Annotated in this window: 19 protein-coding genes; 11 read left to right on the top strand and 8 right to left on the bottom strand. The window is 45.9% G+C overall.

What is annotated here, in order from left to right:
- The first annotated feature begins 19 nt into the window (after nucleotides 1-19).
- The 10 genes from ON006_RS15975 to ON006_RS16020 all read left to right on the top strand — a co-directional run bounded on the left by ON006_RS15975 (nucleotide 20) and on the right by ON006_RS16020 (nucleotide 8,623).
- Nucleotides 20-616, top strand: a complete 597-nt coding sequence (locus tag ON006_RS15975) for an RNA polymerase sigma factor (protein ID WP_244822922.1) — start codon at nucleotides 20-22, stop codon at nucleotides 614-616.
- Entirely contained in the window at nucleotides 613-1,095 is a 483-nt protein-coding gene (locus tag ON006_RS15980; protein WP_244822921.1) for a hypothetical protein, read from the top strand. The genes ON006_RS15975 and ON006_RS15980 overlap by 4 nt, the downstream gene beginning before the upstream one ends.
- A gap of 21 nt (nucleotides 1,096-1,116) precedes the next feature.
- On the top strand, nucleotides 1,117-1,539 hold the full coding sequence (locus ON006_RS15985; protein ID WP_244822920.1) for a hypothetical protein: 423 nt from the start codon (nucleotides 1,117-1,119) through the stop codon (nucleotides 1,537-1,539).
- A 21-nt stretch (nucleotides 1,540-1,560) separates the two neighbouring features.
- Nucleotides 1,561-2,955: a S41 family peptidase gene (locus ON006_RS15990; protein WP_244822919.1), complete on the top strand. Its 1,395-nt coding sequence runs from the start codon at nucleotides 1,561-1,563 to the stop codon at nucleotides 2,953-2,955.
- A gap of 149 nt (nucleotides 2,956-3,104) precedes the next feature.
- Nucleotides 3,105-5,492, top strand: a complete 2,388-nt coding sequence (locus ON006_RS15995) for an ABC transporter permease (RefSeq protein WP_244822918.1) — start codon at nucleotides 3,105-3,107, stop codon at nucleotides 5,490-5,492.
- 943 nt (nucleotides 5,493-6,435) lie between these two features.
- A complete protein-coding gene (locus tag ON006_RS16000) occupies nucleotides 6,436-6,768 on the top strand; it encodes a type II toxin-antitoxin system RelE/ParE family toxin (protein WP_244822916.1) in 333 nt (110 codons plus the stop codon).
- A gap of 3 nt (nucleotides 6,769-6,771) precedes the next feature.
- Nucleotides 6,772-7,098, top strand: coding sequence for a helix-turn-helix domain-containing protein (locus ON006_RS16005; RefSeq protein ID WP_244822915.1), 327 nt, complete (start codon nucleotides 6,772-6,774; stop codon nucleotides 7,096-7,098).
- Nucleotides 7,099-7,159: 61 nt separating this feature from the next.
- Complete coding sequence (locus ON006_RS16010) at nucleotides 7,160-7,408, top strand: helix-turn-helix domain-containing protein (RefSeq protein WP_244822914.1); 249 nt, start codon at nucleotides 7,160-7,162, stop codon at nucleotides 7,406-7,408.
- A 98-nt stretch (nucleotides 7,409-7,506) separates the two neighbouring features.
- Complete coding sequence (locus ON006_RS16015; protein ID WP_244822913.1) at nucleotides 7,507-8,094, top strand: hypothetical protein; 588 nt, start codon at nucleotides 7,507-7,509, stop codon at nucleotides 8,092-8,094.
- A 43-nt stretch (nucleotides 8,095-8,137) separates the two neighbouring features.
- A complete protein-coding gene (locus ON006_RS16020; RefSeq protein ID WP_244822912.1) occupies nucleotides 8,138-8,623 on the top strand; it encodes a hypothetical protein in 486 nt (161 codons plus the stop codon).
- Here ON006_RS16020 and ON006_RS16025 read toward each other — a convergent pair.
- The 6 genes from ON006_RS16025 to lpxK all read right to left on the bottom strand — a co-directional run bounded on the left by ON006_RS16025 (nucleotide 8,538) and on the right by lpxK (nucleotide 18,404).
- Nucleotides 8,538-9,557: an LLM class flavin-dependent oxidoreductase gene (locus ON006_RS16025; protein ID WP_244822911.1), complete on the bottom strand. Its 1,020-nt coding sequence runs from the start codon at nucleotides 9,555-9,557 to the stop codon at nucleotides 8,538-8,540. The two genes, ON006_RS16020 and ON006_RS16025, sit on opposite strands and share 86 nt — an antisense overlap.
- 282 nt (nucleotides 9,558-9,839) lie before the next feature.
- Nucleotides 9,840-11,315 carry a tannase/feruloyl esterase family alpha/beta hydrolase gene (locus ON006_RS16030; RefSeq protein ID WP_244822910.1) on the bottom strand — a complete coding sequence of 492 codons (1,476 nt, stop codon included), beginning with the start codon at nucleotides 11,313-11,315 and terminating at the stop codon, nucleotides 9,840-9,842.
- Nucleotides 11,316-11,803: 488 nt separating this feature from the next.
- Nucleotides 11,804-14,710, bottom strand: coding sequence for a PD-(D/E)XK nuclease family protein (locus ON006_RS16035; RefSeq protein ID WP_244822909.1), 2,907 nt, complete (start codon nucleotides 14,708-14,710; stop codon nucleotides 11,804-11,806).
- A 26-nt stretch (nucleotides 14,711-14,736) separates the two neighbouring features.
- The gene (locus ON006_RS16040) at nucleotides 14,737-15,336 is read right to left on the bottom strand and encodes a MiaE family protein (protein WP_244822908.1); all 600 of its coding nucleotides are present in this window, start codon (nucleotides 15,334-15,336) and stop codon (nucleotides 14,737-14,739) included.
- Between the two features lie 11 nt (nucleotides 15,337-15,347).
- A complete protein-coding gene (locus ON006_RS16045) occupies nucleotides 15,348-17,285 on the bottom strand; it encodes a putative porin (protein ID WP_244822907.1) in 1,938 nt (645 codons plus the stop codon).
- Nucleotides 17,286-17,363: 78 nt separating this feature from the next.
- Nucleotides 17,364-18,404 carry a tetraacyldisaccharide 4'-kinase gene (gene lpxK, locus ON006_RS16050; RefSeq protein ID WP_244822906.1) on the bottom strand — a complete coding sequence of 347 codons (1,041 nt, stop codon included), beginning with the start codon at nucleotides 18,402-18,404 and terminating at the stop codon, nucleotides 17,364-17,366.
- A gap of 67 nt (nucleotides 18,405-18,471) precedes the next feature.
- Between lpxK and ON006_RS16055 the strand changes: the two genes are divergently transcribed.
- Nucleotides 18,472-19,572: an o-succinylbenzoate synthase gene (locus ON006_RS16055; protein WP_244822905.1), complete on the top strand. Its 1,101-nt coding sequence runs from the start codon at nucleotides 18,472-18,474 to the stop codon at nucleotides 19,570-19,572.
- On the opposite strand, the gene hemF is transcribed toward ON006_RS16055, so the two are convergent.
- The gene (gene hemF / locus ON006_RS16060) at nucleotides 19,540-20,451 is read right to left on the bottom strand and encodes an oxygen-dependent coproporphyrinogen oxidase (protein WP_244822904.1); all 912 of its coding nucleotides are present in this window, start codon (nucleotides 20,449-20,451) and stop codon (nucleotides 19,540-19,542) included. The genes ON006_RS16055 and hemF overlap by 33 nt on opposite strands.
- Nucleotides 20,452-20,537: 86 nt before the next feature.
- Nucleotides 20,538-20,663 (bottom strand): hypothetical protein, encoded by a 126-nt coding sequence (locus tag ON006_RS16065; protein WP_255772977.1) that lies wholly within the window; start codon nucleotides 20,661-20,663, stop codon nucleotides 20,538-20,540.
- Nucleotides 20,664-20,696: the final 33 nt, after the last annotated feature.

The raw sequence follows: 20,696 nt of genomic DNA on the forward strand, positions 1-20,696 counted from the left end.
CGCTGTCCAATCAGTAATAATGGATCAGAACGAACACCACAGGTCAGCAGACCGCATCATCGTCGAAAAGGTACTGAGTGGCAACACCAGGGCCTTCGGTATGATCATGAAGCAGACGGAAGGGCTGGTCGCGCAGATTGTTTTCAAAATGATTTCAAACCGGGAGGAAAGGCGGGACATTGCCCAGGACATTTACCTGAAAGTTTTCCAAAAGCTGGACAGCTTCCGGTTTCAGGCTAAGCTCTCGACCTGGATCGCCAGGATTGCTTATAATACGTGTATCAACCATTTGGAAAAACACCAGTCGCGGACATTCAAAGATCTTGAAAACATGCAGGCTGATGATGAAACGGGAAATGCGCAGGAGCATGTCGATCAGAACGATATGGAAGAAAAGCTGATCAGTGCTGAATTTAACACGATGCTGCAAGTGGAATTGGATAAGCTACCTGAAATATACAAACTGCTCATTACGCTTTACCATTACGAGGAACTGAGCTATTCAGAGATCGGCCAGATCGTCAACCTACCAGAAGGGACAGTCAAAAACTATCTTTTCCGTGCGAGGAAAATGTTAAGAGAGCGGCTGGAAATAATTTATAATAAAGGTTTATGAAAGAAAACGAACATTTATCAGACATTGAGATCCAGCAATATGCATTGGGGGAGGCAATGTTGGACACGGGCCTGACTAAGCATATTGATCAATGTGCCCATTGCTCGGGTCAGGCTGCATTGTACCGCGAAATGGCGATAGTCATCGCAGCGACCCCGGAACCGGTATTCGATTTTGAACTGGTGCCAGCAGTATTAGCGAAGCTTCCGGTACAAAAACCCAGTCGCTCCCCAGCATTGATCTTAGGGTCGATTGCGATAGCAAGCATACTGACATGCATCTTCACTTTTTACTACTTAAATGCAGAGCTACTGAATGGAATGCTGTCGAATCACGGGGTGACCACCTACGCCATTGTCTTGATATGCGGGCTCCTCTTTATTTTTCTGACGGCTGACCTTTGGCGGGAGCATAGCCATAAACTCAGCAAGCTTCATGTTTCGGGAACATTGCAACAAAACCTCCGCGGGGCGGTCTAATTAAAAAACTGGCTTACGACTATGAAAAAGATATTATTGATACTGTCCACCGCATTATTTCCGACGCTGGCTAATGCTCAAACGCAGGGTAGCATGCACATTGACCGGGACCAGATTGCGCTCGCAGTCACGGTACTGATCATTGCAGTCATACTAGCCTTTCTGTTAGAACTAGTCAAGCGGTACCTCGATTACCGTCTCAAAGAGAAAGTCGTTGAATCGGGCGTTACCCAGGAACTGGCGTCGCTTTTGTTACATCGTGATCAGCAAGACCTTTTACGGACTTGCATTAAATGGCTTGCCATTTTTCTGGGTCTCGCCTGTGGTTTTACTATTGTCGCTGTTGCCCAGTTGCCGATCTGGGGTGCGTTGGCTGTCATAGCATTCTGTTTGTCTGGCGGGTTTCTGGGTTATTACCTTTTTCTAAAAAAATCCGTTCACTAGATTTCATAAATCAAACCCATCATGATTAACGCAAAAACACCCATTCAATGGGGCAGGATTTCTATTGCCCTTTTTCTAATGCTTTTGGTTTTTACAAATACATTAGCGCAGCAAACGTCCGAGCCAAATTTCCGCCGTTTGCTGCAAACATCTCAGCTTAGGGAGGACTTTCAAACATTCCGCTCGACGTTAACAGAAAATCACCCGGATTTGTATCGCTACCGGCCACGTGAATCCATCGACCGGTTATTGGACAGTTGCCAGAAAAGTATCGTTGCGCCGATGAACCTGATTGCATTTGGCAACCTGATCCGTTTTGCAGTCAGCGCCATTGAATGCGGTCATACCAGCGGCAGTTTGCCGGGCGAGCTCATGGAACAGTATGCAAGCTCAGTGGCTATGTTTCCACTAAAATTATGGTTTGCCGGCGGTAGGGCATTCGTACTATGCAGTAAAGAGGCGAATGCCCCAGTAGGATCGGAAATCTTGTCGATAGACGGCGAACCCATTGAGCAGATACGTCAAAAGCTGTTCTCCTACCTGCCTTCGGATGGCAAAATTCAGACCAAGAAAAATGCCACTTTGAACAATGATGCGTTCCAGTTTCTGTACAATTTCGTCTATGGTGAAAAAATCCATTTCAGAACCAGATTGGCAATGTCTGATGGGCAGGTTCGGGACATTACATTGCTGGCCACAAAGTTTGAAAACACACAATGTCCCGCCTATAAAACAGGTAACAATACCAAACCACTCGAATTCAGCCTCAGCGACAATACCCGTGCTTTACTGACGATCCGCACATTCAGCAAGGATCGGATTTCAAATGCAGGCCAAGACTTCCCGGTCTTTCTGGATAGTATTTTTAATCAGCTCGAACAACGGGAAATTCGGCATTTGGTAATCGATTTGCGTGGAAATGGTGGTGGCGACGATATTTATGGAGCATTGCTTTACTCCTACCTGACCAATGAAACATTCCGATACTTTTCAGTACTTCAATCGAAGTCGAAACCATTAATGACCTCCGACGATCATCCCGGACTAGCCATTCAGCAACCGGCAAATATCAATTTCAAGAAAAAAGTTTATGTACTGACCGACGGCCGGACATTCTCCACCGCCGCAGACTTTTGTGCCATTGTACGAAGCAATGCAAGAGGCGTCTTCGTCGGTGAAGAAACCGGTGGTAGCTATGAGGGCAACAATTCGGGTGGAACGGTTAGGGTCAATTTGCCGCATTCGGGTATCCGGCTCGCGGTTCCCACGGTCAGATATTCCAATGCCGTGAAGCCAGGTACCGAACCTGGACGCGGCATTATTCCCGACTATGCTGTGATCCCTTCCATTTTAGACATGCTAGCGGAAAAAGACGTGCAACTGGAAAAAGCGCTTGAAATTGCGCATCGTGAATGAGGCTTAAAACCGGACAATGGTGTTCATATCCGTACAAATAATGGGAAGAAATGTGCTTCACACTCATCAGAAGCTACATTTGCGTAAGCGGTATAATAATTGTGATTCCCGAACGAACGTCCTGTACTTCTTTCATTTTATATTAGCCTATGCTCTTCAATTACTTTAAGATTGCTTTCCGTGTCCTTTGGCGCAATAAGATTTATGTGGTCCTCAATGTTGTAGGACTGGGTTTTGCAATTGCCTGCTGCATTCTGGCTTACCTTAACTACAATTACAGAGCGAAGTTCGATCAAAACCACGTCCATACCAAGGGTATCTACAGACTGAACAGCGAGCGACTGGTGGAAAGTACGAAGCAGACCTGGGGTGTGGTTCCCCTGCCGTTGGCCATGGCCATGCAAAAAGATCCGGCCGGTGCCGACCGGATTGCCCGGCTCAGCAGTGCCGCTGTCATTGTAAAACACAAAGAGAATACGATCGACGAGCGTATTTACTACACTGACAGAGCGTTATTCGATTTTTTTACATTTCCCTTGAAATTTGGAAACCTGTCGGGTTTTGACAAAGCTAACCAGATAATAATCAGTGAAGATTTAGCAGAAAAATACTTTCCCAAGCAGATGTCCGTCGGACAGTCACTGACCATTGTTGATTCCAAAGGGGAAAATAGGGTCTATACCGTTGCGGCTGTAACTCAAAAGATTCCTGACAATTCAAGTATTCAATTTGACATTATTACTTCATTTGAGAACGGCTTACATCAGGAACAAACATCGCCAGACGACTGGGCTAATCCTGCGCTCATTACCACATTTGTGCAGTTGAAAAATGAGCAGGCTACACCTTTTGTAATATCCAATCTCAAACCCTACGTAGCGCCACACAATAGCAATCGTGCCGACTGGGCATTGGAAAGCTTTTCGCTCCAGCCATTTTCGGAGTTGGCGACCAGCTCGGATATTGACATGCCGGGATATGTACATGGCAGCGCGTTAACTTCCAATCCCCGTGGCGTTCTTGTGATTGTCCCGGCGATCATGTCCATATTTATTTTGATTATCACCTGCTTTAATTTCACAAATGTCTCCATTGCCTTTGCCAGCGGACGGTTAAAAGAGATAGGTGTACGCAAGGTAATCGGAGGACTTAGAAGCGAATTAATCTGGCAATTCTTAACCGAGAACATTATTCTCTGCATTCTGGCATCGACATTGGGGTTATTTTTCATCAATCTGCTGACGCCAACGATGGTTGAACTCACTGGCATAGACCTATCACCGGACCTGACAAAAGATTATGGTTTTTGGTTGTTTTTGATACTGGTACCGGCTGTTAGTGCAATCTGTTCCGGTCTGTATCCGGCAGTTTATGTTAGTTCGTTCCAGCCGGTTCGTATCCTCAAAGGAAAAACTACCCTTGGCTCCTCCAACCGTTTTACACGCTTTTTACTACTTGCGCAATTTAGCTTATCATGTTTCGCATTGGTAGTTGGTATTGTCATGACTCAGAATGCAACATTCCAACAAAAGGCCGACTATGGCTATGCGCTCAATGAGGTTGCGGTGGTAGAACTCAACAATCCACAGGAGTACAGCGCTTTAAGCCAGACCGTTCAATCCCATTCTGATATCAAAAGTGTAGCAGGAACTGCTCAGCAGATCGGAGACGGAACGTACACATTAACCGCAAAAACTCCGAGTGGCGAATTACAAGCGCAGGTCGCGCACGTGGGCGGGCATGATTACCTCAATACTATGGGGATTCAGTTGGTTCAAGGACGTCAATTTCATGATGGTGAAAGTGATGTTGATGCGTCCATCATCGTCAATCAGACCTTTGTAGAACGGTCGGGATTGAATCAGCCAATAGGTCAGCAAGTTACTCTGGACAGTGCAAAATATACGATTGTTGGTGTCGTAAGCGACTTCAAGGAGTATGGCTTACATGACCTGGTTCCTCCATGCGTACTCCGTATGGCCAAGCCCGGTGAGTACAAGTATATGGTCGTCCGGACGAACAAAGGAAAATTATCCCAGGTTGCGGCTTACCTGCAGACAGCCTGGCACAAAGTGGCTCCCAATGTTCCTTACCGGGGTTTTCTACAATCAGACCTGATCGAAAAAGAGTTGCGCATGACACAAGGCTTCAAGTCGATAGCGTTTTTTCTGGCCGTAGTTACCCTGTTGCTTTCAGCCTCGGGTTTGTTTGCCCAAATTTCACTCAACATAGATAAACGAAGTAAAGAAATTGGGATGCGTAAGGTACTCGGCGCCTCAGTATTGCAGATAATCGGGTCTGTCAATCGTCGCTTTGTGCATATCCTTTTGGTTGCATTTGTGATTGGTTCTATTTTGGGTTACCTGTTTACCAGCAAGTTTATTTTCCAGGTGATCTTCAAATATCATCCTGATGCCGGCCCTGCGCCCTACATTGGAACATTCTTAGCTGTTGTAATCTGTTGCTGTCTAATCATAGGCTCAAAAGTATACCATGCCGCCACTGCAAATCCAATCGAAAGACTGCGCGCAGATTAGTGGTATATTTAATATGCAAAAAAGCCGCTCCGGTTTCCCGGAGCGGCTTTTTTGTGAATATGTAACCGTTAAATAACTTCAATAGGTATATTTCAATAAAAATTTCAACTATTTCAATGATTACTTATCTGGTTATGAAACTATTACTACATTGTTCTGTATACTCAACGTTAAGACAAGGGTCAGTTCTTCTGGATTGGCCTTTGTCACCTTCTTAATCCAAATCAGTTATCTCTTCCAGGATCGGGACGTCATCACGATCTAATCTCGGCAGCTATAAGAATATGAAATACGGCAAGGTGCGCCGTCAAACATCCCCACATCTTTTGGCAAGGTTTTAGCGTATATGCTGGTGATTACCAGGGTTTGCTGGTGAATCATAATCTCAGATAAACACTAAAACAGTATTTACCAATTAGTTATGCCAAAATACGTACTTACCATGTCTGCTTTGTCGAATGGGGAAATTATCAACAATTCGTATAATTTTGAATCAAACCTCACGCATTCAGAGAGCGAATTAATACAATCGTATCAAGAATTTTATCCCGGGCATACGGATGTACGTGTTGTGTCATTTAAGGAAATCGGAAGTGAAACCTTGGTTGACGCTGCCTGATCAATCATTTTTCATTAATCAACTACCCGATTCTTAACATTGCATCGGCTATAATCATATCTTCTTCCTGCTCGCCGGGAATGAGGTTCTTCGTGTCGTAATTTCAGATTTCATTTGCTTACATCGGCAGATCAATAAAGCTCAAAACTTCGTTACCTGGTGATGTACTACGTTCGTATACCGTCTTGGCGTTTGAAACGCAGGGGCGGAATGTGAAGAAGACTTCCTGCCGTGCACTTTACAAAGCAACCTATTAACGAAAACTTCCGTTCGATAATGTTGCAATATTTGGAAACTTTTAGCATTTTTGTCTGAAAAAGACACATGCACTATTTTCAGACGAGGTTTTTAGAAGAAGCCGACAAATTCATTGCCGGACTTGATCCCAAATCTGCAAGGAAAGTTTTCTACAATATTGACTTGGCCGAACAAACCAATGATCCGACGCTTTTAAAAAAACTACAAAATGACATTTGGGAATTTCGAACAAAATACGCGGGGTTTCAAATTAGACTTCTTGCATTTTGGGACAAAACTGACGGCGCAGAGACATTAGTTATCGCGACACACGGTTTTATTAAAAAGGTAGACAAAGTTCCTAAAAATGAAATCGAGCGAGCAGTAAAAATTAGAGCAAAGTACTTCGAAAATAAATAAAAAATGGCAACGAAAGCAATCAAATCATACTCACTTTCCGAAATGAAAGATAAATACATCGGACAGGTTGGTTCAACTGAACGAGATGAATACGAATATGAACTTCGTATGGATGTTTTGGGGCGAATGATAAAAACGGCACGACAAGAGCGCAATTTGACACAAGAGCAGTTGGGACAGCTTGTTGGCGTTCAAAAATCTCAAATATCCAAACTAGAAAGCAGCACAAATAGCGCAACCATTGACACGATCTTGAAGGTTTTCAAGGCGTTGAAAGCGGATATCCATTTCAACGTGACATTGGAAAATCAGTATGTTAAACTGGCTTAAAAAGGGCGACGAGACTCTAAATTAAAAATGACGATCTTTTCCGGACATTTGGAGGACCAATATGGAAAACGAGGAACGGCAGAGAGAGCAATACGAAGAAGAATTCGAAGCTTTCAAATTGGGGGCGATGATTCAGGACCTACGCAAGAAACAAGGTTTGACACAAGAACAACTTGCTGACAAATGTGGCACGACAAAAACCTACATTTTACGTATTGAAAATAATGCGAGTGATATAAGGCTTTCCACTTTGACGCCGATTGTTAGAGAGGGTTCGGCTAGGAATTTGAAGTTGAGTGTGACGGATTGAGTGGCTAGAATGTAAATGCGCTTATGTATATAGTTCGTAAAAAAATTGAGTCAACTGGTAAGTTAGAGGTAAGGCTTTAAAGATTTGAGAAACAAAAAATGAGATTTATCAAGCAACTTTTCAAGTCAAAACCAGAAGTGAAAGAATTATTTGTTTCTACAGGAGAACTAACAATTGGTAGCGACTTCCTGAAAATAGAAAATTATCCATTTGAGCCTTCACTTGCATTTAGACAAACGAAATTCACAGCAAACCAAATTGATGATATAGACTTTAAATCTTGTCCGCCGACATTCAGAGTTGAAGGAGAACTAATCTTCTTAACGGCCGAAAAGAAAGCAGAACTTGAAGAATTTGCCAGTAACAATAACATTAGGACAGTTGAGCGGCCAATGATTTGGGAATGGATTCTTGAACCATTTTTGGACACAGAATACACAACCGAAACAGATCAAAGGTTGACGAAGCACTTAGAAAAATATGGTCTGACAGCTCACCAGGTGAAATCACTAAGAACAGAGATTAAAACTCAAATGCTTAAATACAACTTTGATACAATGCTTTGGGAATGGGGCGCACTTGGTACATTGGACGTCTTAAGAGCTATGCGGACAAAATATAGGAGAGAAGAATTTTCAGATTTTTTTAAACGAGCAATGACAATAGCATTACTGACTGCACAATAAGCAAAACGACCAACTATCGCTCACATTTCGATTACTTTTGATCATGAATAAAAAGCTACTCCTGCTACTCTTTGCAGTTTTGATCATTGGTTATATCGTGTACGATTCCGCTACTTTGCCAAAAGCAGGTGACCTGAAAGGCAACTTCAAAGAAGTGGCCGTTTATCGCAACAAAAACAACACCGGCCCTATAACAAGGATCTATGCCGTCTCCGTTGAGGAACCTATCATGGAGGAGATGAAGAAATATGGCGATCTGATGCCGTACACGAAGTACGGAACAACCACCGTTTATTTCTTCAACACCACCAAGCAGGTACCTCTCGAACTATCCGGCACAGAGCCTCATTTTGACAAAAGCTTTGACGTCGGCTGCATTGCCATTTACAAAAAGAATCAGAATGGCGAAGTGTCATTTGGCCCCAATCGCGACAAGTCAAACTTCATAGAAGCACACTTGTATTCTGCACGCTTTTCAAAACTTCATAACTATGAATCCGAGCCTCAGGATCGTAGATGTGGCTGGTAACCATCAACTCATCGAGCTGCGCATGTCGTTGAAAATAAGCCAGATCGCTGCCGATTCTTTTTCTGTCGCCGATGAATGTGTATTTCATCATTTCTCTCACCGCGGCTTCCTCATAATCTCCCCAAAGTCCATCCATACTATCAACGGGCGGCTGTAATGGTCGACGTTTGCCGGTAATAATTCCCGTAGCCAGTTGGTAAAACGAGGTTGCAAGCCGTTCTGCTTCCCCTGTAGTATCTGCCGCGATCACATTCACACAGGCCATCACATATGGCTCCCTAAGGTATTGCGAGGGCCTGAAATTCCGGCGGTAAAGATCTATGGCGGTCATAAACTGAGTGGGGGCGAAATGACTGGCAAATGCGTACGGTAATCCCAGGTGCGCGGCCAGCCGCGCACTGTCGGTACTCGAACCCAGTATCCAGATCGGTATATCCAGCCCTTCGCCGGGAACGGCACGTACTTTGGAGCTGCTGTTCTCTGCTGAAAAATAGGTTTGCAATGCCATCACATCGTCTGGAAAATCCTGGGCAGATTCCATGTAGTTGCGCCTGAGCGCACGGGCTGTAATCTGGTCTGTTCCGGGTGCACGCCCCAGTCCGAGGTCAATACGGCCGGGATAGAGTGACGCAAGCGTACCGAACTGTTCGGCGACGACCAGCGGCGCGTGATTGGGCAACATAATGCCTCCGCTGCCCACACGGATGGTATTCGTGCCGCCTGCAATGTAACCGATCAGTACCGAGGTCGCCGAGCTAGCCACGCTGGCCATATTGTGATGCTCCGCAAGCCAGTATCGATTATAACCAAGTTCCTCGACCCGCTGCGCGAGGCGAAGACTGTTTTTGAATGTATTAGCTGCATTACTTCCCTCCGTGATCGGCGCAAGATCAAGAATGGAAAGTGGTATATCCTGAATAAGTTTGTCTGCCATATTGATTCGTAACAATGATAATGCTGCTCATAACAAGCATTTTATTAGTTCAAAAGTTCCTTTTCACAGACAATAAATATATATAAATACTTGATTTACAGCATATTAAATAAATTATAAAAGATGCTAACGATCCGACTTATCAAGTTTTGGGGAGATGCCCCAACTGCCAATCTAATGGATCACTCCTGACATGGCGCAGTTTCGTCTATAATCGAAGACATGCGTGATATCATTGATACACTTAAAAAAAGCAGCCGCGACGTCCCAATTAAAGTACTCCTATTCTTTGGGATAGGGAAAAATATGCTTCGTGATAGTCTTACCCCCAGCCTCTTTCGATGCAACGATCTGATCTGGCGCTTTCGATTTTTCTACCCAATCGATGATCAGGCTGACCCAGTCTACATTATCACAGCCTGGCCCCCCTCCGCAGTGCAGAACGCCCGGAAGGAGAAACAACCTTGCATAAGATTCCGCATCCTTGTCGCTTTTTAATATTCCGTTGTAATGCTCAATGGTGGCGTTGGCGGAGAGCGCAGCATCATTCCATCCATGGAAAAAGATGATCTTACCGTTGCGTTTTTTGAACTCGCTATAATCGGTATTGGTGGCATCCAGATAGGATGAGGCATATGCAGTTTCCGTGGTAAAATTTTTGAAGTTGTAGTTCGAATAACTAAAAGTGGAATCATTGAAAATGAGATATTTGAAAATGTTTGTGGAAAACATATGATGCAGGCTGGGTTCTTTTTGCGCGGAGGAAATTGGCGCGGTAATCCACGGGTCCCAGGAATTATCCTCGGCTTCTCCACCAAAGGGAAAACCTGGGTAAATTTGTTTGCCATTTGCAACCAACGGACTATAAATCGCCCTGATCGCTGCCATCTGAGCTTTTGTAAAACATACGCTGCCGGGCTTTTCGTTGGCGCACAGCGGCAATTTGGAAAAATCCAACTTGCATTTACCTGGGTTGTTTATGATCCCATCCACCGACCCGTCCAGCTGGTCACATTGTCGAAGAACTTCCTTCTGTAAAAGTTTGAGATTATCTTTTGTGACGACCGGGCTGAGTTTTTTTGGATCCGGATAATTGTATTGGCTGTGCTGTAGAAATTTCGCAGCAATAGCCGGCCATGCAAATGCTGGTGCACCAGCCACGATCCCGTCAAAATCCTCTGGATAATATTGGGCCTCAACCATCGCCTGTCCACCCCCACGTGAACAACCCACAAAATAGGATTTGGAAGCCGCGGCACAATAATAATTTTGCATAATGGCTTTCGATACCACGGCCGTACGATGTATGGCAAGCCGCCCAAAATTGAGTTGTCGCTCCATGTTGTTATAAGCCCATTTTGCATCCTCGCCACCTTGGTGACCTGTGTCAGTTCCGGCCGTTGCAAATCCCTCATCCACTTTCCTTTGGAAATCATTTTGGATAGTGCCAACAAAACCACCTCCGCCCGACATCAGAAAACGTGTGTTACTTTCCTCCGGCAGCAAGAGCTCAAAATTGATTTCCTTGCTTATCCTGCCCAATATGCGACAGAAAGGCTTTTTTATAACCACAGTTCCACGCCACGGCTCATCCCGATTGCTGATCGTATCCCCGGCATTGGCCTCAGCGACTACTATCGTAACATCCGGAAGCTGAAGCTTTTTCAACTCCTCGCAGGGCTTACATGGTTTTACATGTTGCGCCACAGCCAGGCGGGCAAACAACATGAGCGCGAAGGAAATGTAAAATTTTCTCATATTTGAAATGTTTTATTGAATCTGGTCGGTGAATTCATCATCAGCAGTCGAATCAAATGGCTTTGTCTCAGGCACCTTGGTGAGCACCATAATTTGAAGGAACTGACAAGATCGGTGAAGCTCTGAAAAGCGTCAAAAGCTGAAATGAAAAAGGTAACGTTACTAGCAACAGCGGGTTCGATGTACTTTCAGGAGGTCGCCGAAGACCCGTTGGAGATTATTTGATCCAAGGTATTCTCGGTATCTTCTGGTTGTAAATGGTTTTAGGCGACCGAACCGTCTTCGAACATCGTTTGGAGCCTTTCAAAAATGGTTATCAGCGGGAACACGATTCCCATAACCAGACACGTAATAAAAAAGGCCGCGAGCCAGAGAGTAAAGAGGGTTAATTTTGCCAGAACGATCATTGCTTCCTATTTTTTATTAGAAAGATTACTTTTATGAATGTTTGGTTGCAATGTTTGTATGTTATTTTTTCAAGGTTTGCGTCAACGTCCGCAGATACCTGTAAAGTCGCAATACTGGCAAGTATTCAGGTCATCGGTTTTGCGGAATGGCACATCTGCGTCAACCATTACATTGAGGATATCGGTCAGGATAATCTCTGATTTCTTGATAAAATCACCCGGCGCCAGTTCTTCGGTAAGTTCCAGTGGATTGGATATCAGGTTTTTGGGGTCACGAAAAGAGTAGAACCCTGATTTTACGGCAAAGTCACCAAAATTGTAAACCTGGCCTTTTAGTCTCAGCCCTTTTTCGTCCAGCATCTTGCGGTACATAAGGTACTCGTACATCCAGAGTTGCCGCACGTAGCCCATCTTTCGGTCAGCGTCGTTGCGGATCACATCTTCCCGTTTTTGCGGATCGGCCAGTTTTTGTTTTCCGGTCAGTTCTACGCTGCCGGTTTTGTAATCCATGACATACAGCGTTCCGTCTTCGGCCTGTTCAATGCGGTCGATTTTCCCGCCAATCTTCACGGGCGTGTAGGAACCCTGCAGTACCAGTTCGATTTTGGTAGTTAATGGCTGCTCTGCCGCCAGGATCTGCCTTCTCGGCTGCTGGCTCATCTGGTGCCGTAGGAAAACCAGGATCTGTTGCTCCCCGATCTGGTAGTAGATCCTGTTCAGCCCCATATCCGTCACGTACCCCCTGAATAAACGGTCGAACTCCTCCCTTAAAACGCCTTTGATCTGATCTTCGGAAGGATCGGTCGAGTTCAGGAAAAACTCTTTGTCCAGCCTTTCCAGCGAAGCGTGCAGCCACGTACCGATCTTGTCCATTCCCAGCTCTTCTTCCACTTCTTCCTTTTCTTTTACCCCCACAATGTGTTTGAGATAAAACTGCATGGAGCAGCGGATGAATTCATTGAGATGGGTGGGGAATATGCCCTTACTGGCTAGGTAATGGCGAATTGCAGCGATCATAGCTTCGTCTTTGTGCACTACTTCTTCCAGCTCCTCCTGCTGCCTGCCTTCAAATACGACGGTCTTGTTTTCAATTTTGATCTGCGGATTGTATTGGGACAGCTCGTATTCCACCTGCCTGATAAAACGGCTCTTTTCCCCGCCACCCGGCGCATCATTGGTGCTCGTGTAGAGCATATGTACCTCTGACGCACGCTGTAAAAGTCTGTAAAAATGGTAGGACATCACCGCTTCCTGATGCTGGTGAGTAGGTAACCCTACTGCCTGGGCAGCGTCGAAAGGGATCAGTGAGTTCTGACGTTTGGCCGACGGCAGCATTCCTTCATTCAACGATAATATAATGATCCGTTCAAAATCAAGGGCGCGGGTTTCCAGCATTCCCATAATTTGCAAATTACTGACAGGTTCGCCGCTGAATGGAATGCGGGTTTGCCGGATCAGTTCAAACATGAATGAGCGAAGTGTCCGTAACGTGATCAGCTCGGATTTCTCTTCAATGGTTTGTTCAAATTGTTTGAGGAGCGTGTAAAAAAGATACAGATACTCCGTTTCCAGCGCGTTTTTGTAATCTTTATAAACCTCCCGCAGCAACTCAATCAACTGGTAAAACGACTGTATAACCTGTTTGGAATTGTTTCTTTGCCAATGTGTAAACAGTATCCTGAATAATGGATGGTTCTCACTAAGCCCCAATAAATCCTCGGAACTGAGGAACACCTGGTTGTCTTCCGTAATGGCCCGTACCGTTTTCTGAATGATCGTCTGCCCGTCGCTCAGCGGTGTAAGTGCCACGTGTTCGTAATGCCGGATAAAGGGATGGTTCAGGATTTTGTTGATCGATTTATGGCCAAACTTTGGTATCCTGATCAGTTTGCCACTTTTGCTCCGGAATTCGACCACATTCTGCTGCAGCTCAAAAATACTGTCCACCAATGTATAAAGCAGCGAGTTACGCATGGAAAGCCCCATGGTCACATTCAGGTCGCGCACATCCTCGTCGAGCGAGTACAGCATCGGCAGCAGCAGGTTTTCATCTGCCAGTACAATGGCGGTCGGGATCGGGTTTTCTGGATCATCCTGCTCCCGCATTTGCCGGTAAAGCTGCCCGGCTACTTTGGTTTGCAGGGTTGCATTAGGCACGCCGTAAATGGTCAGGTCCTTTGCGGTTTGCATCAAATGGTCCGTCGTCCAGTTCCATTCACCGAATACTTTGCTTTTCTGGTAGTCACGAAGGCTTTTTCCAGCTTCCACACCTGTGTTTTCAGACATATAGTAGCTGTCCGAATCCCATAGTACCTCCGCTTTTTTTGCTTTGATCAATGAGCTCACAATGATCCTTTCAGATTCTGTAAATGCATTGAAACCGGCAAAATACAGTTTTTCGAAATCCGTTTTTTTCGAAAGTAGCTGTCCTTCGTCTTCTGCGATTTCACGGTATGCCATTCCGCGGTACGCCATTCCTTTTTCTGAAAGCCTGTTTCTGAATGACAGATAGACTTTTTTGATATTTTCAAATAACGAGAAATACTGTTTGGAGCCGCCCTCGCTTTGCAATGTTTTCCCGGAAGGCAAACTTTCCTGCCAGCGTGTGATCGCATGCGCCTCCGATAAATAGTCGAAGAGATAGTCCGTTTTAACCAGGTACTGATCGATTTTATCCAGGTCGCTGAGCAAAACAGACGCCCAGCCCATGAACCTTTCAAACTGAACGTCAGGGTCTATTTCCCTGAAAGTTTCGTACAGATCAAACAGTAAATGCACCGGATCTTCAATTTCCAATGTGCAAATGCTTTCGACAAAGTCATCGACAGCCATTACGACGGGGCTCATCATGGGTTCGGTCGTTTCCCGGGCCAGTTCCTGCATGAGGAAAAAGGCTGCGCGGCGCGTAGGGACAATGATATGGATCCTTTCCAGCGAGGTGTGGTTACTTAAAATACGTTTTGCAACGAGATTCAGAAAGGATTGCATATGCTGTGAATAGTTCTCTGAGTGAGTTAGTGGATACGATCGCCGCGTGGCGTCAGTGATTTCATGATCTCTGCCTCCGTATGCAGCAATTCCTTCCACCTTTTCCTTACTTCATGTTCGGGCAGGTAAGTTTCTGCAAGTTCGATAAAAGTGCGGTAGTGGCCCGCCTCGGAGATCATCAGTTCGCGGTAAAATTTTTGAAGCGATTCGTCTTCCAGCGATTCTGAAAGTAATTTGAAGCGCTCACAACTTCTGGCTTCGATCAGGCCACATATCAGCAGCCGATCCAGCAGTGCCTGTTCGTAGTCGCCTTTGTTTCTCACAAGCTGCATGAGCTGGCCTACATATTCATCCTTCCGCTGCCGGCCCAAAGGAATGTTTCTTTTCTTCAATTCTTTCAGTACCCGTTGAAAATGGCCCCATTCCTCGGCAACTATCGGCGTGAGGGTTTCTACCAAATCTGCTTTTTCAGGATAATGTACGATCAGGGAAATGCAGCTGGAAGCCGCTTTTTGTTCGCAATATGCATGATCGATCAGGATGTCGCCAATCTGCATGGCAGCAACGTCAGTCCAGCGGGGATCTGTCGGTAATTCTAATCCCAGGGTAGTTAGTGGTGTAGCCATATGCTAAAATATTAGTCAAACATCGGCCAGTTGACGCCAAATGAAAAGGCCCTGGCCAGCCCGAGATAGTTGGGTGTGATGTAATAGCCTTTTGGAAAAAGCCCGAACTGCCCGCCCATATTCAGATAGGACATTTTGAAAAACAACCGTACCCGCTTGATACGGATCGTCGCGAATCCATCCACTACCATATTCTGTCCCAGTTTTTGATCATTTTGCAAATGAAACTGTTGTGTAACAGGCATATACGCATCGGCGAGGTAAGAGGAGCGGTATCTGGCCGCCAGCCCCAGCTGAATGTACAATACTTTGGCATAAATAAAGTCGTAGCTGATCTCACCGCTGGCAAACAAGGTCGGCACGCGCAGTACATCTTTGTTATCATTCAATGTCAGGAAGCTCATGGCCGTAAAATTCCATCGCTTCAAATGTATCGCTGAGTTAAAACCAACACGCAGCAACCGGAAGCCGGAATTGAGCTGACGTGGGACTGCAACGGTATCGTAATAAATGTAGTCGTTAATCTGATGGATCTGTATTTCCGGAACAAAGTCAATTTTCTTGGTTTTGAGCCGAAGCGAAGCATATATCGTTTGAATTTTCGTAGGGTCAAAGTTATTTCTCCATGCAAAATGATTGCTGAGGTAGCGCTGCACCATCAGGTCGGGCGCTGTTTGAATGCTCTGAAAACCGGCTTTCCCCCAATGCGTGTTCAGTTCGGCTTTCAGTTTGTATTCAACATTTTTGGCCAGATTGAGATCGGCCTCGGCGGTGAGATAGTTGCTGGAATCTTTGAGATAATAACCCAGCCACGCACCAGCAATATTGTCGAATTTCAATCCGGTGCGATACGTTATGAAGGCGTCGCCGGTTTCGTTTCCGCCCTGGCCGACCGCACGCATACCATAGAATCGTTGCCGGAGATATGCCCTGTAATTGAACCCGGAATAAAATCCCTTGATCCCGACCTTGTTATCAAACAGTTTGTAATAAATATCCTGCCGTGTCAATGTGGAATCGAAGCGGGGAGCCGGGTATACCTCTTTTTCCAACCCCCGTGAAATATCCTTGTCGGTATAGCGGTCGATCACGCTTTGGTAATCCGCCTGCTGGAATACCTGGAATCCATTGGCAAGCCGATACTGCTGGTAAATGTGGAAAACATGGCGTCGTTCCCACGAATTGGCATCATCGCTGATCCGTGCCGCGCCATCGTATGAGTACTTTTCCACCACACCATCCGCCCCGACATTCGGGATCACGCCGCCTTGTTCTCGCACTTTCTGGTTCATGTGCCGGTAATGTGCGAGGATCAGGTATTTTTTGTTTTTGGAAAAAAAGCTGGTGTGCATTAATAGTGTCCAGTTCTGCCCCAGTAATGCCCCCGAGTTCAGGGTATTGACAAATCCATATTGTTTATTGGAAGTAAGCCTTTGTGCCCGGAGACCAAAATTAAAGCGGGAATGCACGTTTTGAGTGTAAGCAAATCTGCCGAGCGATGTCTTTTTTCCTCCAGAAATAAAGTCCAGCTCGGTATGCTGCGAGTGCGTGTCGTAGTATTGTACTTCGTCCTGTTTGATCGCATAAGCGTCATAGGCGCGGAGGCCGATCTGGGTACCAATGTCTTCGCGGGGCTGAAAAAAAAGGTTGCGTGTGGCTGTTACAGTGTTGCCGAGGTCCACCAGTTTTCCCCAGGAGCGATCGAGTGGTGTCCACCGGTGAAAGTTGATGAGGTTCGTATCTACCCGATAGCGAACAGAATCACGGTTGTTCAGGATATCGTTTTCAAAGAAATGTAATGTAGTCTGCGGCCCGTAGATCTGCTTGGTACTGTCGTCCAGAATAGCTCCGCCTCCCTGTGCGCCACCGCCGCCTCTCGATCCACCACCACCGCCGCCAGGCATCTGGACACCTCCCGGTAACCTGACCTGGGCCGTGGCCTTTGGCACGATTAAAATGAAGCTGCATAAAAGACACAGTATGGTATAAAAAGCAATTCTCATAGAGGAAACTGTCGTTCTGCCGCTTTAAAGACGGTCATCAATTTGTTTGGTAATCCATTGGCTGAATGGCAGCGTATCATCCCCGAAATTGACGGCAACTGGGATATAGGCAAACCGCTCAGCGTAACCTGATTTCTCAACCAATGGTTTTAGTTTGACCATATCTTTTTCGGTTGTGACCACAAAAGTATCGTTTTTTAGGTACTTAATCAGGCCTTGCAGGTCACTCTCACTGTAATTATGATGATCCGGAAAGATCATTTTATCTACAACGTCAAACCTGCCTTCGAGATATGCAGCGAAAGGGGCCGGATTAGCGATACCAGCCACCATTTTAACATTCTTTAACGAAACAGGCCTCCCTTCGTAGTTTAGCGGCCCGGCGTAGTCGGTAAAGGCAAAAAATACCGGGGTTTCCGGTTTTGCATATTTTAAGATCTCACCACGGATCTGAGCTCTTTGATTTCCATCAATCGATGGAGGACATTTGGTAACAATAACTGCGTCGGCCCGGTTGGCGCCTTTCCGCGTTTCCCGTAACCTGCCAGCCGGAAAAGGAAGATCGTTATAAAACGGGCGGTTGTAATCATTCAGCAACAGGTTGATATCCCTCCGAATGGCGCGGTGCTGGTAGGCGTCGTCGAGTAACAGAAGCCTGCTTTCAGGATGTGTACGATTGATCTCCAAAGCTCCTTTCACTCGGTTTTCGCAAACGGCGACGGTTACTTTCTTCCCAAATTTTGTAAAATATTGAAGTGGCTCATCACCGATGGTAGCGGCCGTAGCATCGGCGTCAGCCTGGATAAAACCCCTGGTCTCGCGGCCATAGCCCCGGCTCAGAATGGCAAGAGGTGTTGCGGATGAAAGCAGGTTGGTAAGGTATTCAACAACAGGAGTTTTGCCCGTCCCTCCGACTGTTAAGTTGCCTGTTGAAATGACAAATTGAGGAACTTTGGTGGAAGAAAAAAGGCCAATATCATAGAACAGATTCCGGAGAGTCGTGATAAAACCGTAGACCCACGAGAATGGTGTTAATGCTGTTTTTATCCATTGATGTTCTTCCATACCTGGTGCATAATTACGTATTTTTTGTCTAATATTGTGCCCCGAAAAAATCTGACACCGCAAAATCATGCCTCTAAAAATTGTGTATAAGCCCTATACGCTGCATTTTCGCAAGCAAGCGGGTACCTCACGCGGGGTTCTTACACAAAAAACTTCCTGGCTGATCAAAATTACCGATACAGAAAAACCAGGTGTGGAAGGTTACGGCGAATGTGGGCCGCTGCCAGGCCTCAGTGTCGACGATCTTCCTGATTTTGAAGCACAACTGGCTGATGTTTGTGAGACATTCAATGATCTGGACCTCGACGTTTTCCCATTCAACTTAGGCATCATTCTCGACCAGCTGGTACCCCAGCATTTGCCATCGGCCAGATGCGGCATTGAAACTGCCCTGCTGGACTTTATGAATGGCGGGCGGAGAACTCCGTTTAAGTCTGCTTTTTCCAAAGGTCATACCGGGATTTTGATGAATGGCCTGATCTGGATGGGTTCCTACGATAACATGCTGGAACAGGTGGAGGAAAAGCTAAGCCAGGGCTTCACCACCTTAAAAATGAAGGTGGGTGCGATCGATTTTGATAAGGAATGCAGGATACTGGAAACAGTTCGCAGCCGGTTTGACAAAGACTCCATTACATTAAGAGTGGACGCAAACGGGGCATTTACTCCTGAAAACGTTCATAGCAGGCTCAATGCGCTCGCAAAGTTTGATCTGCATTCGATCGAGCAGCCCGTCAAAGCAGGCCAGCATGACTTAATGGCCGAATTGTGTGGAGTGTCTCCCGTAGCGGTTGCCTTGGACGAAGAATTGATCGGTGTTTTCGATTACCGGGGGAAATTTGCCCTGCTGAAAAAACTGATGCCGCCATTTATCATTCTCAAACCTACATTACTTGGCGGCTTCGGCCACACCAGCGAATGGATCGAGATCGCTAATCGTCTGAAAATTGACTGGTGGATTACTTCGGCGCTGGAATCCAATATAGGTCTTAATGCGATCGCGCAGTACACGGCTACATTTCAAAATGCGTTGCCGCAGGGCCTGGGTACCGGGCAGCTTTATACCAATAATTTCGAATCCCCGCTGTACATTGAAAACGGGCACCTGTACTACCAGCCAGATGCCGTTTGGGAGCTACCAGACTATTCCTTTTCGGAGCAGGTTTAATGTTTTAGCCTCTGCCGATCCTTCTTCCGGTTGAAAATTGTATTCCCAGTTAGCCTGAGGCGGTAAGCTCATCAGAATGGATTCCGTGCGTCCATTGGTTTCCAAACCGAACTTGGTACCCCGGTCCCACACCAGATTGAACTCCACGTAACGTCCGCGGCGTAGGAATTGCCATTGTTTCTCCTTTTCTGTAAAAACATCATCCCTGTGTTTGCGCATAAATGATGTGTACACAGGCGCGAAGGTTTCACCGATTTCTTTTACAAATGCGAAAAGTGCCTCTTTCGAAAGATTTTCACCATTGCCCGGTTCGTTTGGTTTGAGATAATCAAAGAATACTCCTCCGACTCCGCGCGTCTCATTGCGGTGCGGAATGTAGAAATAATCATCCGCCCATTGCTTGAACTTTGGATAAAAGTCAGTGTGGTGCTTGTTGCAGGCGGATTTCAAACGCCGATGAAACTTAGACGCATCTTCCTCATTCACATAATGGGGCGTGAGGTCGATACCGCCGCCAAACCAGCAGGTCCCGTTACTCAGCTCAAAATACCGCACATTCATATGTATAATGGGCACGTGCGGGTTATGCGGGTGCATAACAATGGACACGCCGGTTGCAGTAAAGTGATACTCATCGTCTTCATTGAGGTTCATTTGTTGCCTGAGCCGCGGATGAACTTCTCCTTTGACACTCGAAAAATTAACGCCACCCTTTTCAATAACGCCACCATTCTGGATCAGTCGCGTCCTGCCACCACCGCCTGAATGGTGTTCCCATAAGTCTTCCTGGAACTGGCTGCCTCCGTCGGCGGCTTCAATCGCCTGACAGATATCGTCTTGTAAACTCTTGAAAAATCCTTCTATATCTTCAACTTTCATATGTCGTATGCTATTGCGGGGCAAAAGTACGATAAATCTGAAATTGGAAGCGAAGTGTAGCAACAAACGGAGTAGCAGGCCTACCCTTACTTTCGGAACTTATTAGGTCTCTCTCCAACCCAACCTGCCCGGGAAATGTACTTGTCAAGTTCTGTATTTTCGTGCTTCCACACCTGTTCCATAATTTGCTCTTCCGCTTTGCTAAGCCTCATTTGATCTACGTTTGTAATTTATATTCTACAAAT

Source organism: Dyadobacter pollutisoli, from assembly GCF_026625565.1.
GTDB lineage: Bacteria > Bacteroidota > Bacteroidia > Cytophagales > Spirosomataceae > Dyadobacter > Dyadobacter pollutisoli.

What these genes read in the sequence shown, in the direction of transcription:
- ON006_RS15975 (WP_244822922.1), top strand. Translation starts at nt 20, where the DNA reads ATGGATCAGAACGAACACCACAGGTCAGCAGACCGCATCATCGTCGAA.
- ON006_RS15980 (WP_244822921.1), top strand. Translation starts at nt 613, where the DNA reads ATGAAAGAAAACGAACATTTATCAGACATTGAGATCCAGCAATATGCA.
- ON006_RS15985 (WP_244822920.1), top strand. Translation starts at nt 1,117, where the DNA reads ATGAAAAAGATATTATTGATACTGTCCACCGCATTATTTCCGACGCTG.
- ON006_RS15990 (WP_244822919.1), top strand. Translation starts at nt 1,561, where the DNA reads ATGATTAACGCAAAAACACCCATTCAATGGGGCAGGATTTCTATTGCC.
- ON006_RS15995 (WP_244822918.1), top strand. Translation starts at nt 3,105, where the DNA reads ATGCTCTTCAATTACTTTAAGATTGCTTTCCGTGTCCTTTGGCGCAAT.
- ON006_RS16000 (WP_244822916.1), top strand. Translation starts at nt 6,436, where the DNA reads ATGCACTATTTTCAGACGAGGTTTTTAGAAGAAGCCGACAAATTCATT.
- ON006_RS16005 (WP_244822915.1), top strand. Translation starts at nt 6,772, where the DNA reads ATGGCAACGAAAGCAATCAAATCATACTCACTTTCCGAAATGAAAGAT.
- ON006_RS16010 (WP_244822914.1), top strand. Translation starts at nt 7,160, where the DNA reads ATGGAAAACGAGGAACGGCAGAGAGAGCAATACGAAGAAGAATTCGAA.
- ON006_RS16015 (WP_244822913.1), top strand. Translation starts at nt 7,507, where the DNA reads ATGAGATTTATCAAGCAACTTTTCAAGTCAAAACCAGAAGTGAAAGAA.
- ON006_RS16020 (WP_244822912.1), top strand. Translation starts at nt 8,138, where the DNA reads ATGAATAAAAAGCTACTCCTGCTACTCTTTGCAGTTTTGATCATTGGT.
- ON006_RS16025 (WP_244822911.1), bottom strand. Translation starts at nt 9,557, where the DNA reads ATGGCAGACAAACTTATTCAGGATATACCACTTTCCATTCTTGATCTT.
- ON006_RS16030 (WP_244822910.1), bottom strand. Translation starts at nt 11,315, where the DNA reads ATGAGAAAATTTTACATTTCCTTCGCGCTCATGTTGTTTGCCCGCCTG.
- ON006_RS16035 (WP_244822909.1), bottom strand. Translation starts at nt 14,710, where the DNA reads ATGCAATCCTTTCTGAATCTCGTTGCAAAACGTATTTTAAGTAACCAC.
- ON006_RS16040 (WP_244822908.1), bottom strand. Translation starts at nt 15,336, where the DNA reads ATGGCTACACCACTAACTACCCTGGGATTAGAATTACCGACAGATCCC.
- lpxK (WP_244822906.1), bottom strand. Translation starts at nt 18,404, where the DNA reads ATGGAAGAACATCAATGGATAAAAACAGCATTAACACCATTCTCGTGG.
- ON006_RS16055 (WP_244822905.1), top strand. Translation starts at nt 18,472, where the DNA reads ATGCCTCTAAAAATTGTGTATAAGCCCTATACGCTGCATTTTCGCAAG.
- hemF (WP_244822904.1), bottom strand. Translation starts at nt 20,451, where the DNA reads ATGAAAGTTGAAGATATAGAAGGATTTTTCAAGAGTTTACAAGACGAT.
- ON006_RS16065 (WP_255772977.1), bottom strand. Translation starts at nt 20,663, where the DNA reads ATGAGGCTTAGCAAAGCGGAAGAGCAAATTATGGAACAGGTGTGGAAG.